General features: G+C 61.4%; 24 protein-coding genes and 1 riboswitch. Of the genes, 17 read left to right on the top strand and 7 right to left on the bottom strand.

Annotated features, from left to right (window positions below; all coding sequences use genetic code 11):
• Nucleotides 1-37: 37 nt before the first annotated feature.
• Complete coding sequence (locus ATE48_RS19435; protein ID WP_156767742.1) at nt 38-424, top strand: demethoxyubiquinone hydroxylase family protein; 387 nt, start codon at nt 38-40, stop codon at nt 422-424.
• Between the two features lie 160 nt (nt 425-584).
• On the opposite strand, the gene ATE48_RS11545 is transcribed toward ATE48_RS19435, so the two are convergent.
• Nucleotides 585-1,121, bottom strand: a complete 537-nt coding sequence (locus ATE48_RS11545) for a CDP-alcohol phosphatidyltransferase family protein (RefSeq protein WP_066771672.1) — start codon at nt 1,119-1,121, stop codon at nt 585-587.
• A 168-nt stretch (nt 1,122-1,289) separates the two neighbouring features.
• Here ATE48_RS11545 and ATE48_RS11540 point away from each other — a divergent pair, with 168 nt between their 5' ends.
• Nucleotides 1,290-1,547 (top strand): YjhX family toxin, encoded by a 258-nt coding sequence (locus tag ATE48_RS11540; protein WP_066771670.1) that lies wholly within the window; start codon nt 1,290-1,292, stop codon nt 1,545-1,547.
• 37 nt (nt 1,548-1,584) lie between these two features.
• Here ATE48_RS11540 and ATE48_RS11535 read toward each other — a convergent pair whose 3' ends face one another.
• The 4 genes from ATE48_RS11535 to ald all read right to left on the bottom strand — a co-directional run bounded on the left by ATE48_RS11535 (nt 1,585) and on the right by ald (nt 4,239).
• Entirely contained in the window at nt 1,585-1,770 is a 186-nt protein-coding gene (locus tag ATE48_RS11535) for a hypothetical protein (RefSeq protein WP_066771668.1), read from the bottom strand.
• A gap of 139 nt (nt 1,771-1,909) precedes the next feature.
• The gene (locus ATE48_RS11530; protein WP_066771667.1) at nt 1,910-2,638 is read right to left on the bottom strand and encodes a tetratricopeptide repeat protein; all 729 of its coding nucleotides are present in this window, start codon (nt 2,636-2,638) and stop codon (nt 1,910-1,912) included.
• Nucleotides 2,638-3,045, bottom strand: a complete 408-nt coding sequence (locus ATE48_RS11525; protein ID WP_228126589.1) for a tetratricopeptide repeat protein — start codon at nt 3,043-3,045, stop codon at nt 2,638-2,640. Before ATE48_RS11525 ends, ATE48_RS11530 begins: the two co-directional genes overlap by 1 nt.
• An 81-nt stretch (nt 3,046-3,126) precedes the next feature.
• Entirely contained in the window at nt 3,127-4,239 is a 1,113-nt protein-coding gene (ald, locus tag ATE48_RS11520; RefSeq protein WP_066771663.1) for an alanine dehydrogenase, read from the bottom strand.
• 107 nt (nt 4,240-4,346) lie between these two features.
• Between ald and ATE48_RS11515 the strand changes: the two genes are divergently transcribed.
• The 11 genes from ATE48_RS11515 to ATE48_RS11465 all read left to right on the top strand — a co-directional run bounded on the left by ATE48_RS11515 (nt 4,347) and on the right by ATE48_RS11465 (nt 16,100).
• Nucleotides 4,347-4,826, top strand: coding sequence for an Lrp/AsnC family transcriptional regulator (locus ATE48_RS11515; RefSeq protein WP_066771661.1), 480 nt, complete (start codon nt 4,347-4,349; stop codon nt 4,824-4,826).
• A gap of 49 nt (nt 4,827-4,875) precedes the next feature.
• Nucleotides 4,876-6,030: a GGDEF domain-containing protein gene (locus ATE48_RS11510; RefSeq protein WP_083197311.1), complete on the top strand. Its 1,155-nt coding sequence runs from the start codon at nt 4,876-4,878 to the stop codon at nt 6,028-6,030.
• 22 nt (nt 6,031-6,052) lie between these two features.
• On the top strand, nt 6,053-6,265 hold the full coding sequence (locus tag ATE48_RS11505; RefSeq protein ID WP_156767741.1) for a hypothetical protein: 213 nt from the start codon (nt 6,053-6,055) through the stop codon (nt 6,263-6,265).
• A gap of 139 nt (nt 6,266-6,404) precedes the next feature.
• Nucleotides 6,405-8,243: a GMC family oxidoreductase gene (locus tag ATE48_RS11500; protein ID WP_066771653.1), complete on the top strand. Its 1,839-nt coding sequence runs from the start codon at nt 6,405-6,407 to the stop codon at nt 8,241-8,243.
• 89 nt (nt 8,244-8,332) lie between these two features.
• Nucleotides 8,333-9,277: a GAF domain-containing protein gene (locus tag ATE48_RS11495; RefSeq protein WP_066771652.1), complete on the top strand. Its 945-nt coding sequence runs from the start codon at nt 8,333-8,335 to the stop codon at nt 9,275-9,277.
• A 205-nt stretch (nt 9,278-9,482) separates the two neighbouring features.
• Nucleotides 9,483-10,994 (top strand): aldehyde dehydrogenase, encoded by a 1,512-nt coding sequence (gene adh, locus ATE48_RS11490; RefSeq protein WP_066771651.1) that lies wholly within the window; start codon nt 9,483-9,485, stop codon nt 10,992-10,994.
• Nucleotides 10,995-11,053: 59 nt separating this feature from the next.
• A complete protein-coding gene (locus tag ATE48_RS11485) occupies nt 11,054-11,431 on the top strand; it encodes a DUF779 domain-containing protein (RefSeq protein ID WP_066771650.1) in 378 nt (125 codons plus the stop codon).
• Between the two features lie 52 nt (nt 11,432-11,483).
• A complete protein-coding gene (acs, locus tag ATE48_RS11480; protein WP_066774948.1) occupies nt 11,484-13,424 on the top strand; it encodes an acetate--CoA ligase in 1,941 nt (646 codons plus the stop codon).
• Nucleotides 13,425-13,775, top strand: coding sequence for a DUF2200 domain-containing protein (locus ATE48_RS11475; RefSeq protein WP_066771649.1), 351 nt, complete (start codon nt 13,425-13,427; stop codon nt 13,773-13,775).
• Nucleotides 13,776-13,830: 55 nt separating this feature from the next.
• The gene (locus ATE48_RS11470; protein WP_066771648.1) at nt 13,831-14,391 is read left to right on the top strand and encodes a LemA family protein; all 561 of its coding nucleotides are present in this window, start codon (nt 13,831-13,833) and stop codon (nt 14,389-14,391) included.
• The gene (locus ATE48_RS11465) at nt 14,388-16,100 is read left to right on the top strand and encodes a DUF2207 domain-containing protein (protein ID WP_066771647.1); all 1,713 of its coding nucleotides are present in this window, start codon (nt 14,388-14,390) and stop codon (nt 16,098-16,100) included. Before ATE48_RS11470 ends, ATE48_RS11465 begins: the two co-directional genes overlap by 4 nt.
• 8 nt (nt 16,101-16,108) lie before the next feature.
• On the opposite strand, the gene ATE48_RS11460 is transcribed toward ATE48_RS11465, so the two are convergent.
• The gene (locus tag ATE48_RS11460) at nt 16,109-17,047 is read right to left on the bottom strand and encodes an aldo/keto reductase (protein ID WP_066771645.1); all 939 of its coding nucleotides are present in this window, start codon (nt 17,045-17,047) and stop codon (nt 16,109-16,111) included.
• 74 nt (nt 17,048-17,121) lie between these two features.
• Here ATE48_RS11460 and ATE48_RS11455 point away from each other — a divergent pair, with 74 nt between their 5' ends.
• Together ATE48_RS11455 and ATE48_RS11450 are read left to right on the top strand one after the other, a co-directional pair.
• A complete protein-coding gene (locus tag ATE48_RS11455; RefSeq protein WP_066771643.1) occupies nt 17,122-17,469 on the top strand; it encodes a DUF423 domain-containing protein in 348 nt (115 codons plus the stop codon).
• A gap of 43 nt (nt 17,470-17,512) precedes the next feature.
• Nucleotides 17,513-18,697, top strand: coding sequence for a mechanosensitive ion channel family protein (locus ATE48_RS11450; protein WP_066771641.1), 1,185 nt, complete (start codon nt 17,513-17,515; stop codon nt 18,695-18,697).
• Here the strand turns inward: ATE48_RS11450 and ATE48_RS11445 are convergent.
• Nucleotides 18,694-18,873 carry a hypothetical protein gene (locus tag ATE48_RS11445; RefSeq protein WP_066771639.1) on the bottom strand — a complete coding sequence of 60 codons (180 nt, stop codon included), beginning with the start codon at nt 18,871-18,873 and terminating at the stop codon, nt 18,694-18,696. The two genes, ATE48_RS11450 and ATE48_RS11445, sit on opposite strands and share 4 nt — an antisense overlap.
• Before the next feature lie 146 nt (nt 18,874-19,019).
• Between ATE48_RS11445 and ATE48_RS11440 the strand changes: the two genes are divergently transcribed.
• Together ATE48_RS11440 and thiC are read left to right on the top strand one after the other, a co-directional pair.
• Nucleotides 19,020-19,433, top strand: coding sequence for a hypothetical protein (locus ATE48_RS11440; RefSeq protein WP_156767740.1), 414 nt, complete (start codon nt 19,020-19,022; stop codon nt 19,431-19,433).
• Nucleotides 19,434-19,526: 93 nt separating this feature from the next.
• A riboswitch (TPP riboswitch) is annotated at nt 19,527-19,659 on the top strand.
• Entirely contained in the window at nt 19,653-21,497 is a 1,845-nt protein-coding gene (thiC, locus tag ATE48_RS11435) for a phosphomethylpyrimidine synthase ThiC (protein ID WP_066774945.1), read from the top strand. It overlaps the preceding riboswitch by 7 nt.
• The last annotated feature ends 19 nt before the right edge of the window (nt 21,498-21,516 follow it).

Here is a 21,516-nt window from a genome sequence, read left to right as displayed (position 1 = left end):
CCGCACGTGGCTAGTGGTATTGCGTTAGACTCATACCGTGTCGCAGCTCATCACGCGAATTCTTCAAGTCGATCACGCTGGCGAACACAGGGCAATGGCCATCTATTCAGCACAGATTCGGCACGCACGGCGCAGCTATCCGGATCTACTGCCGTGGCTCGAAGCGACTCCAGGCCATGAAACGCGGGATCGCTCGTCGTTCCGTGACGCGATGGAGCAGCGCGGCGTTACACCATGCGGCGCTCTCGCCATTTGGTCGATCGGCGGAAGCATCTTGGGGGCTTTAACGGCGGCATTCGGCCGAGCGGATGTTTTTGTTCGCACTGCCGCGGTCGAACGCACGGTCCGGCGACACCTTGAAGAGCAAGCCGCGCACCTGGACGCAGCCGACCCGTCTCTCACGACGCTGGTGCGTGAGATCTGATCGAAGAAGACCAGCATCTGCATCACGCCGAAAGCGGGCACGATCCAACCGGCCTCGGTGCACGGGCGTTGAGCGGAGCAGTCGGCGCCGCAACCGAGCTCCTCATCTGGCTATCGACTCAAGGCGCTACCTTCAGCTTTTACCGCGACTTGCAGCACCCTTAGGACTTGGCGAACTCGCGCAGCGCGGCCATCCAATAGCCGGCTACAGTCAGCACCGTAAACGCTGCGGCGAGCCATAACGCGGCGATGCCGGCCATCTGCTGTTGCTCGAACGTCGACGGCGCAATCAACAGCGTCAGCGCCGCGAAGGCCGCGGCGATCTTGATCTTCTCCAGCGTCCCAACGCGAGGGCCCAGCTTTCCCGGCAGAGCTTCATTCAAGGACGCCACCACTAAATCACGCGCCACGATGATGATCCCCGCGATCAACTGCACGCCCGCGACGTCGCCACCGACAATCAATCCCAACACAGCCGCAAAGGTCAGCAACCGATCGCCGACCAAATCGATCATCGCTCCAAACGCGCTCGTCTCATTGCGTGCACGCGCCACTTTACCATCGACCATATCGAGCAAACCGGCGCCCAAGAACAGCGCCAACGGTGTCCAGCCAAAGTCACCCGCGCCATACGCCAGCAGCGCAAAAAGCGGAATGGTAAGCAATGTCCGAAAAATCGTGATCGCGTTGGAAATCATGCACCGCCCCCTTGCGCGCGTACGCTAACACAGCCAAACAGCTCACGCCTATGACGCCTGAGATTGCCTAACGCGCGGGCCGCGTTCTCGTAACGCCCGCCCGCTCTGAACCGCGCCGCAAAACTCTGCGCGCGCTGACTCGCACGTTCAGACTAGGCCATCATCCAAGTGAATATCTCAAAGTACGAGCAGCGGACGCTGCACGCGCTGGCGCAAGGCGGCGCGATCCATCATCGCAAGAATGAAAAAGGCGACATCGTCGAAATCGATTGCATCAACCGTGACGGTTGGCGTCTAGCCGATTGCACGCTGCATGTTTTCAAAAAGCTGCGCCGCCGCCACTTCATCCGAAGCGAAAATAGCGGCCCCTATCGGATCACGCGTGAGGGACTAAGCGCCGTCCGCGCACAACTCGACAACCGCTGACAAGGAGGGCGCCGGAGCAAACGCTTCGGCGCTCTTCTTAGACCGGCGCAAACCCCGTTGGTCCAAACGCCAGCGCCTTGTCATCTTCCCTCACCAACTCGAACGACGAGCAGCAGCGCGCGCAGAACGCAACATCGCCAACGATGGTGCGGAATGTGGAAGCGCGCCGCTGAAGCGGCGTCTGGCAGGTCGGACAGGGCTCGCCAATACGTTTTTCAAGCATTGGGTGTTCTCCGAACACCTTCACAATATAGCAGGAATGGTGAACCAAACCTTGCCATCACTACTCAACGCTGCAGATGCGCCAAAGCTCGCCGCGGATGTGTGCGCCACAGACTTGTGATCAGACAGCCGTTCAGCGCCTAACGGCGCATGCCAAAGCCTTGGAAGTTTGGATTGTTCGGCTCGATCTCGCGCGCCTGCTCGTAATCCGCCAGCGCGCGGGTCATATCGCCCATCGCCTGATAGGTACGGCCGCGATTGTTGAAGGCAATTGCGTAACGCGGATTGACCCGGATCGCCTCGCCGAAATCAGCAATCGCGCGATCATACTGGCGCTGCTGACGATAGAGGTTGCCGCGATTGTTATAAGCGCCCGCATAGTCCGGGTTGAGCTCGATCGCCCGGCTAAAATCCGAGAGAGCGCGCGCAATGTCGCCGCGATCGGCGAAGGCGCTGCCGCGATTGCCATAGGCGTTCGCCATTTCCGGATTGATCCGCAGCGCCGCGGTGAAATCCGCAATCGCCCGATCCGCCAAGCCCGCCGCTCGATTGGCGATGCCGCGATTGTTAAACGCGTTGGCGTAGTTCGGATCGAGACGAATGGCCTCGTCATAATCGGCGATTGCCGAACCGAACTCACTATCGGCGCGGAAGGCGTTGCCGCGATTGTTATAATACTGCGCTTGGCTTTGCGCCGAGTGCCCCGGCATCGCGATCAGGCGCGTGCACGCCAAAACCTGCTGGTCATTGCCAATGCTCCGATCGGCGTTGACGCACCGGGCGTTCAAGTCCTCAGCCGTCTGCGCAACCGCCGGAGCCGACAGCATCGCAGCTGCCGCCAGCGCGACGAGGGTCGCGCCGATACGCATCAGCCTTGCTGCGCGGCGGAAATCCGACCCGCCTCTTCGCTGTCAGCGGTCGCCAAGTTGATCGCCCCTGAATCCTGATAGGCTCTCGCACGATTGCGGTACGCCTCCACGTAGCGCGGGCTCACGCGGATGGCCGCATCATAGTCGGCAATCGCCAATTCGTACCGTCCTAATGCACGATAGGCATTGCCACGGCTCTTGTGCGCCTGGGCGCGATCGTGACGTGAAACGCCGAACGAACGCAAGAACCGCGTGGATGCATCGGCCTGTACGCTCGCCGGAAGTTCGTCGCGCTCGTTTGCACACGCGGCGGCGTTGCTATCCACGGTGCGCGCCATTGCCGGCGCCGCCATCAAGGTAAACGCCGCCGACGCCACGACGGCGAAAATGATGCGATGCTTGAGCATGCGAGCTAAAAGCCCAGCATGCGCGCGCCCGCGCATCATTAATCACGCAGCTGGAGAAGAGTTCGCGTAAGCGGTGGAACTTTAGGCGAGCCAGCTCGGGCGCTTGAACGGCTTTCCAAGATCCTTGGCGACCGCTTCGTGTGCAATCGCGCCCTCGTAAACGTTAAGGCCGTTCGCGAGATGCGGATCGTCGATCAGCGCTTGCTTGTAGCCCTTCTTCGCCAGCGCCAGCGTAAACGGCAGCGTCGCATTGTTGAGCGCAAATGCCGACGTACGCGCGACCGCGCCCGGCATGTTGGCGACGCAATAGTGAATGATGCCGTCGACGGTAAACACTGGCTCGGAGTGCGTCGTCGCCTTCGAAGTTTCGAAGCAACCGCCTTGGTCGATCGAAATATCGACCAAAACCGAGCCCGGACGCATGGTTTTGAGCATGTCGCGCGTGATGAGCTTCGGCGCAGCGGCGCCCGCCACCAACACCGCGCCAACAACCACGTCCGCATCCTTGATCGCTTCGGCGATCGCCGCCCCCGTCGAGTACACAGTCTCCAAACGGCCATTGAACTCGCGGTCGAGCTCTTCAAGACGCGCCGGATTCTTGTCGAACACCTGCACGCGCGCACGCATGCCAACAGCGATCTGCGCGGCGTTGTAGCCCGAGACGCCAGCGCCGAGAATTACGATGTTCGCCGGCTGCACGCCCGGCACGCCGCCGAGCAGAACACCGCGGCCACCGTGCGCCTTCTCAAGGAAGTGCGCCCCAACTTGGATCGACATCCGGCCCGCAACTTCCGACATCGGCTTCAATAGCGGCAGACGCCCATCGCGATCCGTCACCGTCTCATACGCGATGCATGTCGCGCCGGACTTCATCAGGCCCTCCGCCTGCGCCGGGTCCGGCGCCAGGTGGAGATAGGTAAACAGCAAATGGCTCGACTTCAGCCGCGCGATCTCGACCGGCTGCGGCTCCTTCACCTTCACGATCATCTCGGACTCAGCGAACACCGCGTCGGCGTTCGGTAGAATCTTCACGCCAACCTTTTCGTAGACGCTATCCGGCGCCCCGATCCCCTCGCCCGCCTTGGTTTCTAGGAACACCTCATGGCCGGCGCGGACCAGTTCGGCCGCGCTCTCCGGCGTCAGGCCGACGCGATATTCGTGAACCTTGATTTCCTTCGGGCTGCCGACGCGCATGGGAGTTCCTCCTATTGGCGGGGAAATATCCCGTCTGGAACGCTTTTTCTTGGATATTTTGAGCACCACGGCATTTCAAACGCTCATATTTCGGCGTATGACGTCACATGGCGCAAGAAAATCCCGTCCAGCTCGACGATTTCGACCACAAGATACTCATCGAGCTCGAGCGCGATGGGGTGCTGACCGCCGCCGCCCTGGCCGAGCGCATCGGACTTTCAGCCTCGGCTTGCCATCGCCGCGTCAAAGCCCTGGAGGCTGCCGGCGTCATAGAAGGCTATGCGGCGATCCTCTCGGAGAAAGCGCTCGGCCGTAGCGCCACCGTGTTCGTGGCCGTCACGCTCGAAGATCAGCGCCGCGAAACCATGGCCAAGTTCGAACGCGCCGTCGCACTCTGCCGCGAAGTTCAAGACTGCCACTTGATGACGGGCGAAAGCGACTATCTCCTACGCATCGTCATCGCTGACGACGACCGCTATCAACGCATCCACCAAGACACGCTTTCGCGACTTCCTGGCGTAAGAAGACTTGTGTCCAATTTTACGATCCGCACCGTCTTCCGTCGCGCCGCAAGCGTCGCGCATTAACGCATTGAACACGTAGTTCCCGCTACAAACGCGGCACTGCGGTAGCGCCATGCGCGCAGCTGAGTTTGTAACGCGCATTTTGTTCGCATTTTACGAGCCGTTTAAGGGTTGTGACGTTCAACGTCACACCGCGCATTCGTGTGCGGTGGAGCACGTCATGGTCGATCAGAGCGGGTGTTATCGCGGAGAAGACGGCGTTGCGCTGGCGCAGCGCACGCTTGAGCTTCTGCAGCATCACAAAGTGCCGACGTCTCCGGCCAACTACGAGCTTTGGATTAGCCACGTCGCCAACGTTAATCCGGACCTCAGCCGCGAACTCCAAACCCGCATCGACAATGGCCAAATTTTCGATGACGCCGCCAACGAAGCACTGCACGAGCGCTTCTGCTCCAACACCCGCCTGACAGCGGAAATGATGCAAGCGAGTGAAACGTTTGCGCGCGAGCTTTCGGACGTCGTTTCCAATCTGCGTGACGCAGGTGCACAAACCGGCGCCTACGCAAACGCTCTCGAAAACGCCGTCACCAACATAGAAGGCGGCATGGAGGCCACCGACGTCAGCTCGCTACTCGCCAGCTTGGCCGCCGCCACACGCGCCGTCATCGAAAACAATCGCCAGCTCTCCGAACGGATGGAAACCTCTTCGCGCCAAGTCGATACGCTACAATCGGCGCTGCAGGTGGTGAAGGCCGAGGCGCTCACCGATGGCCTAACCGGCCTCGCCAATCGCCGCTCCTTTGACGAGGTGCTGCGCAAAGCGACCGAAGAATTCGACGCCCCTTGCCTACTGATGTGCGATATCGACCATTTCAAGCGCCTCAATGACACGTGGGGCCACTTGATTGGCGACCAAGTCATTCGTTTCATCGCCGCTACGCTACGCCAATACGCGCCGGAAGGTGCAACCGTCGCGCGCTATGGCGGTGAGGAATTCGCCATTATATTTCCAAGCTCCGACGCCAACCGCGCCCTCAGCGCTGCGAGCTCAATCCATCAAGCCGTGCGCTCTCGTCAGCTCACACGCCGCTCGACCAATGAGGTTATCGGCGCCGTCACCATCTCCATCGGCATTGCGCAACATCGCAACGGCGAGCGCGCGCAAGACCTCATCGAACGCGCCGACGCCTGCCTCTACGCATCAAAGCGCGGCGGCCGCGACCGCATCACCACCGACGAAAGCCCCACCCGGGCGACTGCAGCTTAAACGCTAAGTCTTGGAGCGCGCCGTGCTTCTCGGTTACGTCGTTCAATCCCAACACGACGCCGCGCCCAACACGCGCCGTCATTGCGTTGTGTGTGAAAGCGAGGCCGAGGCGTTGACGCTTGTGAGCGCCAAGTTGGAAGCCGGCGTAATCGACGTCCATGTTCTGCGCCAACTCGCGCCATGGGAGATCAGCGTGTTCAACCTCGATCCCCGCGACGTCCGCCCCGCGCCGTAATTCCACTCTCTCGGCGCTCGATGCGCGATAGCGATCGAGGGATTGCACCCACCGCACATTCGGCGCTTAAGTCCTGTCGCCAATCACGATGAAGCGAAGCGCCAGTCTTCGCAGATCGCGAGCGCACGGGAGGATAGCAATGGCAGAGACATACGACTTCATCGTCGTTGGCGCAGGCTCGGCCGGCGCAGTGATCGCATCGCGCTTGAGCGAAGATCCCAAATGCCGCGTGGCGTTGTTGGAAGCGGGCGACCGCCCCCCGCCTGCCGAGGCGATGCCAGCCGCATGCGCAAGCATGCAGCTCAATCCCGAGACTGACTGGATGTACACCGCCGACGCTGGCAAGGCCGGTCGCGGTCTGCACAACCGGCGCATGCCAGTGCCACGCGGCAAGATGCTCGGCGGCTCCTCCGGCATCAATTACATGGTCTATGTGCGCGGCCATCCCGGCGACTTCGACAATTGGGCGGCGCAAGGCGCCGAAGGGTGGAGCTACAACGATGTGCTCCCCTATTTCCGCAAGATCGAGACCTTCAACGCCAGCAACGAAATCACCGTCGACCGCGAAGCCCATGGTGAAGAAGGTCCTGTTAGCGTCGGCGTTCGCTCGCCGGTTATCCCGGCTTCACGGGCGTTCGTTGAAGCCGCAGGCAAAGCTGGAATTCCGCAGGGCGATTACAACGGACGCGACCGCGGCGGCGCCGCTGGCGTCGCCTCACTCGTGCAAACCAACACACGCAAAGGCGTGCGCTGCGGCACGTATCGCGCCTTCCTCGAAGGCGTTGCAGAACAGCGCCCGAACCTGACGATCATCACCAAAGCCCACACCACGCGCGTTCTGCTCGAAGGCGCCAACGGCGACCTCAAAGCAATCGGTGTCGAATATCTTGATGCCCAACGCAGAACGCATGCGATACACGCAACGCGCGACGTGATTTTGAGCGCGGGCGCTGTCGGTTCACCGCACCTGCTGATGCTCTCCGGTATCGGTCCGCGCCGCGACCTAGAGGCGGTGAATGTCGTTTGCCGTCATGATCTTCCCGCAGTCGGCAAGCACCTTAAGGACCACATCCATACTGCTCTTGCATTCCATGCGCCTGGGTACGGACTTACGATGGCAGATGTCGGCGTTTCCGCCGGCCCAGATGCGTTGCGCGCGCCCGCCGGTCCGCTCCCGGCAAATTCAGCCGACGACGCCAACCTCTCACCAGAGCTCGCCGCTCTGAAAGCAGAATCCGAACGCCGGATTGCCGAATGGATGGAGACCGGTTCAAGCCTCATCGCGTCGTCGATGTACGATGGCATCGCATTCTTCTCGACCGGCCTCGGCGACACTCACAGCCATGACGGCCAAATTGGCTTTCTTCCAGTTGGTTTCGACCAAGCCTTCTTCGAAGGCCCTCTCAACGTCGATACGACGCGCTATTTCGGCGAAGGCGCACCGCATCTCGCGGTTGATCGCGAGAACATAATCATTCTTGCCAATCCCGTCCTGCCGCGCAGCGAAGGCGAGATCGTGCTTGAGAGCGCTGACCCGATGCAGCCACCCTCAATCTTGATGAACTATTTTGGCGATCCCTATGATCTGAAAGTCATGGTTGCGGTAATGCGCAAGGCGCTCGCCATCGCGGACAACTGGCCAGGACCGAACAAACCCATCTGGCAAGTGCCGCCGGAGCTCGCGAAGAAACACGGTTACACACCCGGCGAGACGCCGAGCGATGCGCTGCTCGAAAATTTGGCGCTGCACTTCTGCACGACGGTGTACCACCTCACCTGCACCTGCCGCATCGGCGACGTGGTTGACCCGCGCCTCAACGTCTATGGCATAAAGGGCCTTCGCGTCGCAGACGCCAGCATCATGCCCGAGATCGTCAGCGGCAATACCAACGCCGCCTCGATCATGATCGGCGAAAAGGCCGCCGAAATGATTGCACGCGACCACGGGGTGAAACTGGGACAATTCGTCGGCCCCTAGCACGCGCGTCGGCCCCCAATTTCTACAGAGCTCGCCTGTTCAGCGCCTCGCCGGCATGTCAGGCTCGCCCCCGTTAGGCAGGAGCTCTCATGGTGGCCAACCATGGCGACAAGGTCCGGCAGGTCGCCCTCTCGGACGAGGATGGCGCGAAATCCGCACTGGCTGCGTCGTGGAATCGCTCGCTTCTGGTTCACCGCCTCGACCCGGAAAGCACCCAACGATCGCATCGCCTCTCCGACGGGGAATATCAACATGCGCGCGAAGCGATGGGCGGGTTGGCGCACATTGCCCGCCCAGTTCTCGATCGTCTGTTCGCCGCCGTCGGTGATAGCGGCTGCAGCGTTGTCCTGACCGACTCTTCTGGCGTCATCATCGAGCGGCGCGGCAAACCTGGTGACGACGCGTCGTTCCAACATTGGGGCCTATGGAACGGCGCCGATTGGAGCGAGGCGCGCGAAGGCACCAACGGCATCGGCACCGCCATCGTCGAACAGCGCGCTGTCACCATTCACCGCGATCAACATTTCTACGCCACCAACACCGCAATGAGCTGCATGGGCGCGCCGATCTTCGATCACGAAGGCGAGCTCGGCGGCGTACTGGACATTTCCTCTTGCCGAGCCGATCTGGCCGATGCCTTCGTTGCACTCTTGAGCGATGCAGTCGCCAATGCAGCGCGACGCATCGAAACAGAGAATTTCCAATCCGCCTTCGCCGAAAGCCGTATCGTCATGGCCGGCGCGTCCGAAGGTGGACCGATGTTGCTGGCGCTCGACCAGGACGATCTTGTCATCGGTGCGACCCGCCGCGCGCGCCGCACGCTTGGCCTCTCGGCAGATTATTTCAGCGCCCCACGCCCGGCGCGCGACATCCTCGGCACCGCAGCCGGTCCGCAAGATTTGGCCGCGGCTGAGCGCGGCGAAATCCGCCGGGCGCTCGCGCACGCCAAGGGCAATGCGACACGCGCCGCCCGCGATCTTGGCATTTCGCGCGCCACGCTTTACCGCCGCATGGCGCTGCTGGGACTTCGATAATTCTCACGCCGGGGTGTCTCAGCACTGAGACACTTTACTGCAACGCGCCCTCGCCGCAGGCGTCACGCGCTCGCGCCGCGCACGCATAGTCCCTCCAGACGCCGAACACGGCGCGCATGGAGGAATACCCGATGGCGACCAGCAAGAAGCCGAATTCCGCTTCCTCCAGCACCTGTGGCGCAAGCGTCCGCTTGAGGAGAAAGTCATGACTATCGCAAACCCCGATCCGCGCTCTCCGTTCAAAAGCCGGTACGACAACTTTATCGGCGGCAAGTGGACGCCGCCGAAATCCGGGCGCTACTTCACCAATTCATCGCCGGTGAACGGCAAACCGATCTGCGAGATTGCCCGCTCCGATGCAGCCGACATCGAAGCCGCACTTGATGCAGCGCATGCGGCGAAAGCCGCCTGGGGCCGCACGCCGGTCGGCGAACGCGCGCAAATTCTCAACAGAATTGCCGATCGCATGGAGCAAAATCTCGAACTGCTCGCGACCTGCGAAACCTGGGACAACGGCAAACCGATCCGCGAAACTATGGCCGCCGACCTGCCGCTCGCGGTCGATCACTTCCGGTACTTCGCCGCCTGCGTGCGTTCACAAGAAGGCTCGCTTGGCGAAATCGACAACGACACCGTCGCCTATCACTTCCATGAACCGCTCGGCGTCGTCGGCCAAATCATCCCGTGGAACTTCCCGCTGTTGATGGCCGCCTGGAAGCTCGCGCCGGCGCTCGCCGCCGGCAATTGCGTAGTGCTGAAGCCCGCTGAACAGACGCCGGCCACCATCATGGTGTTCGCCGAGCTCGTGGGCGATCTTCTGCCGACGGGCGTGCTCAACATCGTCAACGGATTTGGTCTTGAAGCCGGCAAGCCGCTCGCATCCAGCCCGCGCATTGCCAAGATCGCCTTCACCGGCGAAACGACGACTGGCCGCCTGATCATGCAGTATGCGTCGGAAAACCTCATTCCGGTGACGCTCGAACTCGGCGGCAAATCGCCGAACATCTTCTTCGAGGACGTCGCCACCGCCGATGACGACTTCTTCGACAAGGCCCTCGAGGGCTTCACCATGTTCGCGCTCAATCAGGGTGAAGTTTGCACCTGCCCGTCACGCGCCCTTGTGCATGAGAAGATCTACGATCGCTTCATGGAACGCGCGCTGAAGCGCGTCGAGGCCATCGTCCAAGGTGACCCGCGCAACCCCGCCACCATGATCGGCGCGCAGGCGTCGTCTGAGCAAAAGGAAAAGATCCTCGCCTATTTCGACATCGGCCGCCAAGAAGGCGCAAGAGTGCTGACCGGCGGCGAAGCAGCGCATCTCGGCGGCGAACTTGAAGGCGGCTACTACATCCGCCCGACGGTCCTGCGCGGTCACAACAAGATGCGCGTCTTCCAAGAGGAAATCTTCGGACCCGTCGTGTCGGTTACCACGTTCAAGGACGCGGACGAAGCACTCGCGATCGCCAACGACACGCTCTACGGCCTCGGAGCCGGCGTGTGGAGCCGCGATGCGAACACCTGCTATCGCTTCGGTCGCGGCATCAAAGCCGGCCGTGTCTGGACAAATTGCTATCACGCCTACCCCGCACACGCGGCGTTCGGCGGCTACAAGCAATCCGGCATCGGGCGCGAAACCCACAAGATGATGCTCAATCACTACCAGCAAACCAAGAACATGCTGGTGAGCTACAGTCCCAAGAAGCTCGGCTTCTTCTAAGCGCGAATGTCCCGGCGCCTCTTCCCCGGCGCCGGGATTTTTCTCTTCGGAGTCCGCACATGCACACCGGTGCACCTGCGCGCGTCATCGCGACCGACGCCGCGCGCGCCTTCCTGGCCGAAATCCGTCAGGACCACCCCAACGTTCTCATCCATCAATCGGGTGGTTGCTGCGACGGCTCTTCGCCCATGTGCTACCCCAGCGCCGCATTCCGCATCGGCGACAGCGACGTAAAGCTCGGCGAGATCGATGGCGTCGCCATCTACATCAGCGGTCCGCAATTCGAAGCCTGGCGGCGCACGCAACTCATCCTTGACGTTGTCCCCGGCCGCGGCGGCATGTTCTCGCTCGACAATGGCCGCGAACGCCGCTTCCTGGCGCGGGCCCGCGCCTTCAGCGACGAAGAAGTCTTCGCCTTGGACGGCAAAGCCCCTTGATGCGCGTGTGCAAGCGCCCATGATGGCGCACCAAAAAGAGGAAGCGCCACCTATGTCCGACCCCGTCGTCATCCCGGTTCCAAAAGAGTGGGCCGAACGCGCTTACGTTGACGACGTCAAGTATCGCGCCATGCACGCCAGCGCCCTCGCGGACCCAGAAGCATTTTGGGGGGTACACGGCCAGCGCCTCGATTGGATCAAGCCCTACACCAAGGTGAAGGACACGAGCTTCAACGAGGCCGACTTCCACATTCGCTGGTACTGGGATGGCGTCCTCAACGTCACCGCCAATTGCATCGACCGGCATCTGGAAACGCGCGGAGATCAAGTCGCGATCATCTGGGAAGGCGACGATCCGCACCAATCGCGCCACATCTCCTACCGCGAGCTGCATGACGAGGTCTGCCGCTTCGCCAATGTCTTAAAGTCACGCGGCGTCGCCAAAGGCGACCGCATCACAATCTACATGCCCATGATCCCGGAAGCGGCGTACGCCATGCTCGCCTGCGCGCGCATCGGCGCGGTTCATTCGGTGGTCTTCGGCGGCTTCTCGCCCGAGAGCCTCGCCAACCGCATCAAGGATTGCGATTCCAAGGTCATCATCACCGCCGACGAAGGCGTGCGCGGCGGCAAGATCATTCCGCTGAAGCAAAACGTCGATGAAGCGGTGGAAGAAACGCCCGGCGTCCACACTGTCCTGGTCGTCACCCGCACTGGCGCCGGCGTGCCGATGATCGATGGCCGCGACATCGTCTACGAAGACGCTGCGGCCGATGTCAGCGCCGATTGCCCGCCCGAGCCGATGAATGCGGAAGATCCGCTTTTCATCCTCTACACCTCAGGCTCAACCGGCAAACCCAAGGGCGTGCTGCACACAACCGGCGGCTATCTCGTCTACGCCTCGATGACACACCAATACGTCTTCGATTATCACGAGGGCGACATCTACTGGTGCACCGCCGACGTGGGCTGGGTCACCGGCCACTCCTACATCGTCTACGGCCCGCTCGCGAATGGCGCGACGACGCTGATGTTCGAAGGCGTGCCGAACTATCCCAATGTCTCACGCTTCTGGGATGTCATTGACAAGCACAAAGTCAACATCTTCTACACCGCACCCACCGCCATCCGCGCGCTCATGCGCGATGGCGAAGAGCCGGTGAAGCGCACCTCGCGCGCAAGCCTTCGCCTCATCGGCACAGTCGGCGAACCGATCAATCCTGAAGCATGGCTTTGGTATTATCGCACGGTCGGCGACTCGCGCTGCCCGGTTGTCGACACTTGGTGGCAAACCGAAACCGGCGCCGCGCTCATCACCAATCTTCCCGGCGCAACCGCGATGAAGCCAGGCAGCGCCACACGCCCATTCTTCGGCATCAAGCCCGCGCTCGTCGATGAGAAAGGCAATTTCTTAGAGGGCGCAGCCAGCGGCAATCTCGTGCTGCTCGATTCCTGGCCTGGCCAGATGCGCACCGTCTATGGCGATCATCAGCGCTTTTTCGAAACTTACTTCCGCACCTATCCAGGCATGTACTTCACCGGCGACGGCTGCCGCCGCGACGAAGACGGCTATTACTGGATCACGGGCCGCGTCGATGACGTGCTCAACGTCAGCGGCCATCGCATCGGCACGGCCGAGATCGAAAGCGCACTCGTCGCTGACACCAAAGTCGCCGAAGCCGCCGTCGTCGGCTATCCGCACGACATCAAGGGCCAAGGCATCTATTGCTACGTGACGCTGAAACAAGGCATCGAGCCCAACGATGAACTGAAGCGCGAACTCGTCCAAATGGTCCGCCACGAAATCGGACCAACGGCGACGCCCGACATCATCCAATGGGCGCCCGGCCTGCCGAAAACGCGCAGCGGCAAGATCATGCGCCGTATCCTGCGCAAAATAGCCGAGAACGACCTTAGCAATCTCGGCGACACCTCAACCCTTGCCGATCCCGCCGTCGTCGATGATCTCGTCGCCAATCGGGCCGGCGCGTGAATGACCAAACACCGTATCTACACAACCAGCTTCGCCAGCGTCTATCCGCACTACGTCGCCAAAGCTGAGAAGAAGGGCCACACCAAAGCGGAAGTCGATGAGATCATTCGCTGGCTCACCGGCTACACGCAAAAGAAGCTCGACTCGCAAATGTTCAAGAAGACCGACTTCGAAACCTTCTTCGCCGAAGCGCCCAATATGAACCCTTCGCGCGCGCTTATCACCGGCGTCGTTTGCGGCGTTCGCGTCGAGAACGTCGAAGAGCCGCTGATGCAGGAAATCCGATACCTCGATAAGCTGATCGACGAACTCGCCAAGGGTAAGGCGATGGAAAAAATCCTCCGCCAATAGCCGCCCCAGGCCCAAGCATTTTGCGAAAGCCCTGGCGCCCGTGTAAACGGGACGCATGACCACGCTTTACATCTTCGCCACCGTCGCACTCGTTGCGATCTTCGTCATCATTCTGTTCAACCAGCTCATCGCCAAGCGGCAGCTGACCAACAATGGCTGGGCCGATATCGATGTGCAGCTGAAGCGCCGCGCCGACCTCATCCCGCAACTGGTCACAACTGTGAAAGCCTACGCGGCGCACGAGCAACAATTGTTCGAGGAGGTGGCGGAGCGCCGCAACGCCGCCCTCGCCGCTGGTGACAACGCCGTCCAGCGCGGCGAGGCCGAAAGCGCGCTGGCAAAGCCGGTCGGCCGCCTCATCGCGCTCGGTGAGGCTTACCCCGATCTCAAGGCCAACCAGAACTTCCTCGATCTCCAGAACGAACTCTCGGACACCGAGAACAAAATCGAAATGGCCCGCCGCTTCTATAACGGCGCCGTGCGCGAACTGAACACGGCCGCTGAAAGCTTTCCTTCAAACATCGTCGCCTCCTTCTTCGGTATCAAACAGCGGGCCTTTTTCGAAATCACCGCGGCCGGCGATCGCGCCGTGCCGAACCTGGGGCTGAAGTCGTGAGACTTCGCACGCTTTTCCTTGCGCTCCTCGCGCTTCTCTTCGCTACGCCCGTCCTCGCGAGCGAACAGATCAACAGCTTCAACACGGACATCAAAGTCGAACGCGACGGTGACATCATCGTCACCGAGACACTAAGCGTCCGCGTCGAAGGCAACGAAATCCGCCGAGGCATCTTCCGCGACCTGCCCCGCTTCTACGAGCAAGATGGCGTACGCTATCACTACGAGTACGACATCCTCACCATCCAACGCGACGACCGACGCGAAAAGTTCGATACCGAATCCGAGGGCAACGCCTTTCGCATCATCATCGGCGACGAAGATGTCATGCTCGATTACGGCGACCACACCTACGTGATCCGCTATCGCGTCAAGAACGCCATTCGCTATTTCCCAACACACGACGAGCTCTACTGGAACGTCACCGGCAATTATTGGAACTTTCCGATCGCGCAGGCGCGCACGTCCATCACAATGCCGCGCGGTGTCAATGTTCGCGACGTGCAAGCCTATACCGGCGGCCAAGGTCAAGCTGGCCACGATTTTGCCGTCACGCAAGCCGCGGAACGTCAAACCTTCAGCACAACGCGCCCGCTCAACATCAATGAAGGCCTCACCGTTTCGGTGTCCGTTGATAAGGGGGTTATCGATCCGCCATCGACGAGCGACATTGCCGGCCTCTGGTGGCAGCGCTTCGGCTCGCTCACCGTGCTCGGCATCTCGATGTTAGCGCTTTTTGTTTGGCTCTACCGCGCCTTCAATCGCGTTGGCCGCGATCCTCAGAAGGGCCCGGTGTTTCCCCGCTACGAGGCGCCGAACGGCTATTCCCCCGCGGGCGTACACTACGTCTACAATCGCGGCGCCGCCGACGGCCATCGCGCGCTGATCGCAACTTTGATGTATCTTGCAGTCAAAGGCCGCATCGTTGTCGACGCCACTGACAAGAAGCACACCGAGCTCACGCGTAAGTCGTCATCAACATCCGCCGGCATCGAAGGCATCACACCCGAAGATCTCGCATTCGAAACCGATCTCTTCGTCAGCTCCAATCACAAGACTCTCGGCGGGACCTATGATTCGGGTTTCACCGGCGCCTACACCAACTTCAGCAAAACCCTCGCCGCCAAGTACGGCGAGAAGTATTTCCGCTGGAACATTGGCTACACAATCGCGGCGCTCGCGGTGTCGATCATCGTTGTCGTTATCGCTGCATTCTTGGCAAACGAATGGTCGATCTGGCTCACGCTCGGCATCATCGCGCTCGCCATCCTCAATTTCGTTTTCATGTATCTGATGCCGGCGCCGACACAAGAAGGTCAGAAGCTGCGCACGGAAATCGAAGGCTTCCGTCTCTATATGGAAACGGCCGAAAAACTTCAGCTCAACGCCGCCAAACCCGGCTCCGAGGCGCCACCACCAATGACGACCGAGCGCTACGAGAAATTCCTCCCCTACGCGGTGGCGCTCGGCGTCGAAAAGCCATGGACCACGCACTTTGAAAAGCTGATGCCGCAGGAAGCTTCGAACTATCACCCGACCTGGGCAAACATCAGCACCGGACAGTCCTTTGCATCGCTCTCGAACTCGATGGTCTCGAACATGAGCTCAGGCGTCAGCTCATCGCTGCCACAAAGCTCAAGCTCATCCGGCGGCGGTGGTGGCGGCTCATCTGGCGGCGGCGGCGGCGGCGGTGGTGGTGGCGGCTGGTAACCGCCAAATCACGCGCTGGCGCGATCAAGCGCCGCCAAATCGTCGGCGCCGAGCGTCACACGCAACGCACCCATTAATTCATCCAGCTGCGTCACGCTCGTTGCGCTCGCAATCGGCGCGCCCGTCGGCAGTTTCGCCATGATCCACGCAAGCGCTACCTGCGCCTGCGTTGCTTTATGGCAGGCTGAGATTTCATCGAGGGCCGCCAGCACCGCCGGACCCTTGCCTTCCATGTACTTGTCCATGCGGCCACCGCGCGCGCTCTTGGATTTATCTTCGGCGCTACGATACTTGCCGGTGAGATAGCCGCTCGCGAGCCCGTAATACGGCAAGATCGAAACGCCTTCGCGCTCGCATTGGCCGAGCAGCTCCGCTTCAATTTCGCGGTTCATCAGATTGTATTCAGGCTGCTGCGCATCAAAGTGCAGATCACGCGCCTTAGCCGCCGCAATGCCTTCACCAAAACGCCCGGGCTTAAAGTTGGAAGCGCCGAACGAACGGATCTTGCCGGCTTTGATCAAATCTTCGAGGCCGGCGGTGTACTCCTCCGCGTCCGTCGCTTCGTCATCACGATGCAACCAATAAAGATCGATCGTGGCGATCCCCAGCCGTTTCAGCGAGTCTTCGCACGCTTCGACGATGTTTTGCCGCTTGATGCCCAAACGCTTCGGCCACATCCCAACCTTCGTGCCGATCACGACCTTGTCGCGCTTGCCGCTCTTTTTCAACCAGGCGCCGATCACACGTTCGCTCTCTCCGCCTTCATGGCCGGGGACCCACGCCGAATACACATCCGCCGTGTCGATCGCGTCGCCGCCTTGATCGACGAACGCATCGAGGATCGCGAACGAAGCCGCTTCATCGGCGGTCCAGCCGAAAACGTTTCCGCCAAGCACGAGCGGGGTAATCTTGATGCCGCTCCGGCCGATTTCACGTTTCTGCTGCATGTTGCCGCTCCCCGGTGCGCCGCCTGGACGCCGCGCTCTAGAATGTCGAGAATTGCGACTATCTAGGAGCGCTCATGCGTCTGCTCAATATCTTCGCCGCGCTTTCCGGCCTCATCCCACTCGTTATGCTTGTGCTCGCGGCGCACGCACTACAGCCCGCGCCGGAAGATTTGCAACGCATCCAGCTCGCCGCCTTCATCCAGCTTGGCGCGGGCGCTGCGGGCCTCGCACTCTCCAGTCGTAGCGGCCGCCTGAACTTGATCGCCGGCGCAATGATCCTCGCCGGCGCCGCGATCTTCGCGGGAACCCTTTACACACTCGCGATCATGCACAACCGCGCGCTGATCATGCTCGCACCCGTCGGGGGAGTAACGCTCATCTTGGGCTGGTTTGCACTTCTGTTCACGAAGCCAAACGCTTGATCGGCCTCGAAATCGGCGCAGCGCGCGCTAATATCGCCACAACATGACGACAACGCCCCCATCGCCGCCGTCGGCGAACTATTCCTTTCAAACACTCGCGCAGCACGTCGAAGACTTTGTTCGCGGCGTGCTGACGCTCGATCCAGAACAAGCATTCTTGCGCGCCGGTCTGTCCTTCCTGGTGCTGGTCGCCGCGGTGATCATCATCTGGGGCCTGCACGTCATTCTGAAATCTCTAACCGAACGCATCGCTCCGAAAGGTGAAGCGCCAGGTCAACGGCGCGTCGCTATCGGCCGCTGGACAATGCGCGTCGCGCGGCTTGCGATCTTCGTCGGCGCGTTCGTGGTCGTGCTCCGTCTTTGGGGCTTCAACTTCAGCGATCTCCGCGACAGTCCGATTTACGCGGTGTTCTCGGTGCTCGGCCGCATCGCCATCATTCTCGTACTGGCGCTCGCGGCGATCGAGCTTGGTCAACTCGGCATCAAGCGCGTGTTCGAGCGCATCGCGGTGCAGTCGCGCAACCCGCGGCGCGCCGCGCAAATCCGCACTCTTGGCCCTGTTCTCTCCGGCCTTTCCAACACCATCGTCGTCATCATCGCGGCGATGATGGCGCTGTCGGAGGTCGGCGTCGAAATCGGCCCGCTGCTCGCCGGCGCCGGCATCTTCGGCCTTGCCGTCGGCTTCGGCGCGCAAACCATCGTCAAGGACTTCCTCACCGGCCTTTTCCTAATCATGGAAGATTCCGTCTCGGTCGGCGACGTTGTCCAGATCGGCGCGTTCTCAGGCACGGTCGAGGACATGTCGCTGCGCACCATCAAGCTGCGCGCCTATGACGGCACCTTGCACATCTTCCCGTACAGCGAGGCGCAAGTGATCTCGAACCGCACCAAGATCTTCTCCTACGCCGTGTTCGATTTCCCGCTCGACCACATCAGCGACATCGCTAGAGCGCTCGAGCTCATGAAATCCATCGGTGACGAGGTGCGCGAAGATACTGAATTCCATTCCATGATCGTCGCGCCGATCGAGATCGCGGGCGTCGACCGCGTCTCCGAAGCCGGTGTCTTGCTCAAAGCCCGCATCCGCACCGCGCCAGGCAAACAATGGGCGGTTCAGCGCGAGTATCTGCGGCGCATCCGCCTCGCCTTCGATAAGGCCGGCATCGTCTTCACCCAATCGACGACGCGCCTCATCACCAGCGAACCGCCGCCGCCCCTCCCGCGCTAGGTTTGGTCCGGCGTTTCTTCCACGCCCGCGCGCCGCTTCAGCGCATCGACGTCGCGCTGCAACTGCGCCAGCCGATCCAAAGCCGTCCACAGCGCCACGCCCACGGCCACCAGCAGCACGATAATGGTGTAATCGGCGGGCGTTCCCATACGCGTCGTCTCCTCGGCACGGACCATGCGCACGCGCCCAGCCCGAAGCAATGGCTTACGCCGGACACGCCCTGCGACACGACGCTTTCGCGCCAAAACATGATCCAATTGCGGCTAACACGCGCTTGATCCGCCGCATCGACGCCCTACCCTTGTCGCGCGAGGGTAATCCCATGACTGAAGCTCAAGCCGCCGCCACCCGCTTCTGCGCCCGCGTGATCGGCCCCTACTACATCGTGATGGCCATCACTCTGCTGACGCGCCAGCACACGTTCGAACTCCTGCTGCCCACCTTCATGCAGAACGCGCCCTTGGTGCTCACCGCCGGCGCCTTCACCTTGATTGCTGGCCTCGTCCTCTTTACCGGACACCACCATTGGTCGAGCCCTGCCGCGATCGCGGTTTCGCTCACCGGCATTCTCGCCGCACTCAAAGGCGCCTCCTTGATGGCGGCGCCTGAATTCGGCGCGCAACTCACCGCCATCACCATTCGCGCGCCGCTTCTGCTGCAGGGCGCGGCCGTTCTGCTGCTGCTCTTCGGCGCATGGCTCAGCTTCGTCGGCTGGTTTGCCAAGCGCAGCGCTTAGGCCTACATCACGCGCATATCCCGGGGGGCTGCATAAGCGCGCTCAGGAAAAGTGGATCCCGGTTTTCCGTCCGAGCGCGCGCTTGCTTTTAAGTGGTCGCATTCCGGGCGCCGAACCGGTTCCCACTTCGCCTGAATGCGACAAGCGGCTGAGATTGAGCATCCCGCTCTGACCCGTAGAACCTGAACCGGTTAGCACCGGCGGAGGGAGGAGCGCTTTATGAATAAGCCCGAGAACCAAACTGCGTTCGCACCGAGCGTAACCACTGGACCTCTAGTGGGCTCGCGCAAAGTCTACGCCAGCGGTTGCGCGCACCCCGATCTGCGCGTGCCTTTCCGCGAAGTTGCGGTGCATCCCACCGCCAACGAAACGCCGGTGACGATCTACGATCCCTCCGGTCCCTACACCGATCCCGCCATCGCCATCGACATTAATGCAGGCCTCGCCCGCACGCGCGCCAAATGGGTGAAAGCGCGCGGCGATGTCGAGGAGATCGACGGCCGCGCCGTGAAGCCGGAAGACAACGGCAACGTCAGCGAAGAAAAACTGACGCCGCCTTTCCCGAAGCAACCCCGCGTGCTGCGCGCCAAGCAGGGCGTTGCCGTCACCCAACTCGAATACGCCCGCCGCGGCATCATCACGCCGGAGATGGAATACGTCGCCATCCGTGAAAACATGCGCCGCGAAGCCCTCGGCATTCGCGATGGCCAAGACTTCGGCGCAGCCATCCCCGATTTCGTCACGCCCGAATTCGTCCGTAGCGAAATCGCCCGCGGCCGCGCCATCATCCCGGCCAACATCAACCACGCCGAGCTCGAGCCGATGATCATCGGCCGCAACTTCCTCGTGAAGATCAACGCCAATATCGGCAACAGCGCCGTCACCTCCTCCATGGCTGAGGAAGTCGACAAAATGGTCTGGTCCATCCGCCACGGCGCCGACACCGTCATGGACCTCTCCACCGGCCGCAACATCCACAACATCCGCGACTGGATCATCCGCAACGCACCCGTGCCCATCGGCACCGTGCCGCTCTATCAGGCGCTCGAAAAAGTCGGCGGCATCGCCGAAGATCTGACCTGGGAAATCTATCGCGACACTTTGATCGAACAGGCCGAACAAGGCGTCGACTATTTCACCGTCCACGCCGGCGTGCGCCTGCCGTTCATCCATCTCACCGCCAAGCGCGTCACCGGCATCGTCAGCCGCGGCGGCTCGATCATGGCCAAGTGGTGCTTGAGTCACCACAAAGAGAGCTTCCTCTACACGCACTTCGCCGAGATCTGCGAAATCATGCGCGCCTACGACGTGAGCTTCTCACTTGGCGACGGCCTCCGCCCCGGCTCCATCGCCGACGCCAACGACGCGGCACAATTCGCCGAACTCGAAACCCTAGGCGAACTCACCAAGATCGCCTGGGCGCACGGCGTGCAAACCATGATAGAAGGCCCCGGCCACGTGCCGATGCACAAGATCAAGGAGAACATGGACAAGCAGCTCGAAGTCTGCGGCGAGGCGCCCTTCTACACGTTAGGCCCGCTCACCACCGACATCGCGCCCGGCTACGACCACATCACCTCAGCCATCGGCGCCGCCATGATCGGCTGGTTCGGCACGGCGATGCTCTGCTACGTCACACCGAAAGAGCACCTGGGCTTGCCCGATCGCGACGACGTCAAAGTCGGCGTCATCACCTACAAACTCGCCGCGCACGCCGCCGACCTCGCCAAAGGCCACCCCTACGCCCGCACCCGCGACGACGCGCTCTCCCGCGCAAGATTCGAATTCCGCTGGGAAGACCAATTCAATCTAGGTCTCGACCCCGACACCGCGAAATCCTTCCACGACGAAACTTTGCCGAAAGACGCACACAAAACCGCGCACTTCTGCTCCATGTGCGGCCCAAAATTCTGCAGCATGAAAATCACGCAGGACGTGCGGGATTACGCCGCAAAAATAGAAGAAGCCGAACGCGGCATGGAAGAGATGAGCGCGAAATTCAAAGAAGTCGGCAGCGAAATCTACGTCCACCCCACCGGCGAAAAACGCGAGCCGATCGACTAACCCCATCGCCCCCTCTCCC

Source organism: Candidatus Viadribacter manganicus (assembly GCF_001679665.1).
Classification (GTDB): Bacteria; Pseudomonadota; Alphaproteobacteria; order Caulobacterales; family Aquidulcibacteraceae; genus Vitreimonas; species Vitreimonas manganica.
This window is presented reverse-complemented; position numbering and strand designations above follow the sequence as displayed.